Source organism: Catenulispora rubra (assembly GCF_015356825.1).
Lineage (GTDB): Bacteria > Actinomycetota > Actinomycetes > Streptomycetales > Catenulisporaceae > Catenulispora > Catenulispora rubra.
Genome location: NZ_JAACYW010000499.1, coordinates 1 through 4,233, shown reverse-complemented (window position 1 = coordinate 4,233; position 4,233 = coordinate 1). Strand labels below are relative to the sequence as shown.

Here is a 4,233-nt window from a genome sequence, read left to right as displayed (position 1 = left end):
GGTGGGGATGGTTCGGGGGAAACGTTCGCTCATGACCGCCGTGGCGGCGTCCACGACGCTCGCGATTTCTGCTGCAGGGTGTACCGGTTCCAGCGCTCATACTCCGAAGCCCACGCCGTCGGCGTCGGGTTCGGGTTGGGTGTCGGGTTCGGTGTCGGCGAGCGCCACCGCTAGCAGCAGCCAGTGGTCGGCGGGCCGCTCCCATCCGGTGGCCGACGACATGTACCCGCGGTACGGCGACCCCGCGACCGACGTCCTGCACTACGGCCTGGACTTGAAATGGGACCCGACCTCGACAGTGCTGACCGGCACCGCGACGCTGGCGATACGCGCCGCAGAGCCCACGAACCGCTTCGTGCTGGACCTGGCCGCCGACATGAGCGCCGACCACGTGACGGTGGACGGCGCGCCGGTCGCCGACACCCACGACGGCGACCACCTCACCGTCCCGGCCGGTCGGCAACTCGCGGCCGATGCCACCGTGACCGTCGTCGTCACCTACCACGGCACCCCGCACCTGGTGCCGGCGCCGGTGACGCGCCCTGACATATCCGGGCTCGGCGCGCAGGTCGGCTCCGACGGCGGGATGTGGGCGCAGCAGGAGCCTTACGGGGCGTTCACCTGGTTCCCGTGCAACGACCAGCCTTCGGACAAGGCGCTGTACGACGTGACGATCACCGTCCCGGACGGCTGGGCCGGCGTCAGCGGCGGCGCGTTCCAGGGCCGCACCGAGTCCGGCGGCAACGGCGTGTACCACTGGCACCAGCCGAACCCGGTGGCGACGTACCTGGTGGCGTTCTCCATCGACCGGTACCGGGAGGACACCGCCACCGGCCCGCACGGCATCCCCATGACGTTCTGGTACCTGCCTGCCGAGGCCGACACGGTGCACAAGCTGACGGCGCAGGTCCCGGACATGATCTCGTTCCTGGAGCAGCGGTTCGGGCCGTACCCGTTCCCGACCGCCGGGGTGCTGTTCCCCCCGGACAGCGTCGGCATGGAAACCCAGACCATGATCACCTTCGGCTCGGGCGGCAAGCCCTCGGACCTGCTCCACGAGTTCGCGCACCAGTGGTTCGGCGATGCGGTGACCCCCACGACCTGGTCGGGACTGTGGCTGAACGAGGGCTTCGCGATGTACGCGCAGTTCCTGTGGCAGGCCGCGCACGCCAGCACCGGCGGCCCGCCGGCCACGGTCGACGCAGTCCTGCAGGCCACAGCCGCACCGGTGGACCAGGCCCTGCGCGGCCGCGACGGCCCGCCCGGACACCCCCTGCCGACGCACTTCGCCTCACCGAACGTCTACTACTCCCCGGCACTGATGCTGAACGGCATCCGCCACGCCGTCGGCGACCCGGCGTTCTACCAGCTCCTGAACGACTGGGCCCACCAGCACGCGGGCACGAACCAGGACCGCGCCGCGTTCGTGGCGTTCGTCAACGCCAAGACCGGCCGGGACTTCTCGGCGTACATCAACGCCTGGCTGGACTCCCCGACGACGCCCACGATCCAGCCGCCGGGGCCGACAGGCTCCTGAGTACCAGGAGAAGAACGTCAGTGCGCTGCGTTTACGTCATCGCCCATCCGCAAGCCACCCACCGCCTCGAGAAGGTCGTCGGCGGCTGGCACGACTCGCAGCTGACCCCGGCCGGTCAGGCGGCAGCCGTCCGGATCGCCCGCACGCTGCGGGACCAGATCCCGGCCGGCGCCGACGTGGAGCTGTTCTCCTCGGACCTGCTGCGGGCCAGCCAGACCGCTGATGAGGTGGCGCGGGAGTTCGGGGTCGAGCCGATCCTGGACCGCAGACTGCGGGAGAAGTCCTACGGACAAGCCGAGGGCAGGCCACAGCAGTGGCTGGACGAGCGGTTCATCCCGCCGCCGCCCGACGGCGACCGCATGAGACACCACGCACTCATGCAGCGGATCTGGAAGTTCTTGACCGCGGCCTCCGTGGTCTGGCCGAAGTCGCCGTCCACGGTCAGGCCGTTGTACGAGCCGTTGCCGTAGTTGGTGGAGTGGCCGTAGGCGTACGCGAAGTTGAGCTCGCACTGCGCCTGCCGCACCGCGTCACCCTGGCTGCCGACGTACAGCTGCGGCTGGCTGTTGGTGTACATGCAGAAGCCGCCGATGTCCTCGGCGTGCGCCGGAGGAACGCGCCGGGAACGCGAGTTCGACGCCGCCGGCACCGCCTACCGCCGGCTCACTTCACCAGCGCCCGCTCACCGGCCTCGGCCAGCACCCGCCGCGCCGTCTCCTCCGGGCTCAGCTCCGAGGTGTCGAACCACCAGCCGACGTCGCCCATTTCCCGCCGCATCGTCGCCTCCAGGCCCTCGTAGCCGTCGAAGAAGAACTGCTCGTCCGGGTCGCGGATGTCGTTGCGGTGCTTGCAGGCCGCGATGCCCGGCGCGAGGACCACGAACAGCACCGGCCGCGGGGCCAGCAGCTCCAGGAAGAAGTCCAGCTGCCGCCGGTCCGGGACGATCGAGTCGATCAGCGGCAGGAACCCGGCGTCGGCGAAGTTCGCGGCCAGCGCGCACAGGTTGCGGTTGGTCAGGTCCACCTGCCGCGCCGCCTCGTCCTTCGGCTCCCCCAGCGCCCACACTTGGCCGCTGACCACCAGCCGGGTCACCACGTCGCCGTCGAGACGCGCGGCGCGCGGCAGCATCGCGCCGGCGAGCCTGGTCACCGTGGACTTGCCGGCGCCGGGCATGCCGTTCACGATCAGACACGGCGTCGTCTGCGACGCTTCCAGGATCTGCTCAGGATTCTGCTCGGAAGTCACCCGCGAGATCGTGCCGGGAGGCGAACCCGGCCGCAACGCGTTTTCCGGCCGCAAACCTCGAACTCAGCTCAGGCCCGAGTGCGCCTCAGAACCGGCCTCAGAGCCCGAACTCGGCCCGGATCGCATCCCCGTGCTCGTCCAGCTCCGGCGCCGCCGGCCGCACCAGCGGATCCGGATACCCGGCCATCTTCACCACCTGCCCCGGCAGCTCCAGCCCCCCGGCGGTGATCCGCATCCGCCGCGCCTCGGTCTGCACGTCCGTCATCGCCTGCCCGATGTCGTTCACCGGCGCGCACGGCACCTTCGCCGCCTCCAGCCGCGCCAGCCAGTTCACGCAGGTGTCGGCGGCCAGCAGCTCCTCGATGACCGCGGTCAGCACCAGCCGGTTCGCCGAGCGCTCCGCGTTCTGCGCGAACTGCGGGTTCCGGCCCAGCTCCGGCGCGCCCAGCGCGGCGGCGAACGCGACGAACAGCGCGTCGTTGCCGACACACACCACGATCTGCCCGTCGGCGGCGGCGAACGCCCCGAACGGCGCGATGTTCGGATGGTGCGAGCCGATGCGGCGCGGCACGGTGCGGTCGGCGAGCCAGGCCAGCGCGTTGCCCTCCAGAAACGACACGGTCGCGTCGAACATGGAGATGTCCACGTGCGTGCCCCGGCCGTGGATGCCGCGGCCGACCAGCGCCGCCATCACCGCCCCGAACGTGTAGACGCCGGCCGACAGGTCCGAGACCGACGCGCCGGCCTTCACCGGCGGCCCGTCCGGCTCCCCGGTCACCGACATCAGGCCGCTGCGGGCCTGGATGACGGCGTCGTACGCGGGCTCCCCGGACCGCGGCCCGGTCGCGCCGTACCCGGACACCGAGGCGTACACCAGCCGCGGGTTGCGCTCCCGCAGCGCCGCCGGGCCCAGGCCGAGGCGGTCCATCACGCCGGGCCGGAAGTTCTCCACCAGCACGTCGGCCCGCTCGGCGAGCGCCGCCACCTGCTCCGGATGCTTCTTCAGGTCCACGGCCACCGACTGCTTTCCGCGGTTGACGCGCGCGAAGTACATCGAGCGCCCGTCGGCGGCGAAGGGCCCGTAGCGCCGGGAGTCGTCCCCGGTCGCCGGATGCTCCACCTTGATCACCCGGGCTCCGAGATCGGCCATGATCATCGTGGCGAACGGTCCGGCCAGCACCCGCGTCAGGTCGATGACCAGCAGCCCGGCCAGCGGTCCGGTCAGCGCTTCGGTCAGCGCTTCGGTCCGGGACGCGTCGTCGGCGGGAAGGTCGGCGGCAGGGTGCATGGCGGTCATGAACGATCAGCGTGGCACGCGCGGAACCGCTCGTCGATATGACACGGCTATCGCGCCGCTCACAGCCTTCGGCAAACGTTGCCGTACCAGCGTTGCCGTACCAGGGCTGGCCGCCGCCCGGCCTGCCGGCCACCGCCTCAGTCCTCGACGACCC

The 4,233-nt window shown here is 71.3% G+C and carries 4 protein-coding genes and 1 pseudogene; 2 read left to right on the top strand and 3 right to left on the bottom strand.

Annotated elements, in window-relative coordinates:
* A partial coding sequence (locus GWK61_RS53035) for a M1 family metallopeptidase (RefSeq protein WP_228564457.1) occupies positions 1-1,537 on the top strand: 1,537 nt, incomplete at its 5' end.
* 20 nt (positions 1,538-1,557) lie between these two features.
* Positions 1,558-1,905 (top strand): annotated as a pseudogene (locus GWK61_RS53030) (histidine phosphatase family protein); the annotation flags it as partial.
* On the opposite strand, the gene GWK61_RS61300 reads toward GWK61_RS53030, so the two are convergent.
* The 3 genes from GWK61_RS61300 to GWK61_RS53020 form a co-directional block, all read right to left on the bottom strand.
* A complete protein-coding gene (locus tag GWK61_RS61300; protein ID WP_369125687.1) occupies positions 1,821-2,114 on the bottom strand; it encodes a peptidoglycan-binding domain-containing protein in 294 nt (97 codons plus the stop codon). The pseudogene GWK61_RS53030 and the gene GWK61_RS61300 sit on opposite strands and share 85 nt — an antisense overlap.
* An 86-nt stretch (positions 2,115-2,200) precedes the next feature.
* On the bottom strand, positions 2,201-2,710 hold the full coding sequence (locus GWK61_RS53025) for a nucleoside/nucleotide kinase family protein (protein WP_194921910.1): 510 nt from the start codon (positions 2,708-2,710) through the stop codon (positions 2,201-2,203).
* A gap of 169 nt (positions 2,711-2,879) precedes the next feature.
* Positions 2,880-4,079 carry a CaiB/BaiF CoA transferase family protein gene (locus GWK61_RS53020; protein ID WP_228564455.1) on the bottom strand — a complete coding sequence of 400 codons (1,200 nt, stop codon included), beginning with the start codon at positions 4,077-4,079 and terminating at the stop codon, positions 2,880-2,882.
* Positions 4,080-4,233: the final 154 nt, after the last annotated feature.

Excerpts from the sequence above, each read along its gene's own strand:
- GWK61_RS61300 (WP_369125687.1), bottom strand. The coding sequence starts at position 2,114 with ATGTACACCAACAGCCAGCCGCAGCTGTACGTCGGCAGCCAGGGTGAC.
- GWK61_RS53025 (WP_194921910.1), bottom strand. The coding sequence starts at position 2,710 with ATGCCCGGCGCCGGCAAGTCCACGGTGACCAGGCTCGCCGGCGCGATG.
- GWK61_RS53020 (WP_228564455.1), bottom strand. The coding sequence starts at position 4,079 with ATGACCGCCATGCACCCTGCCGCCGACCTTCCCGCCGACGACGCGTCC.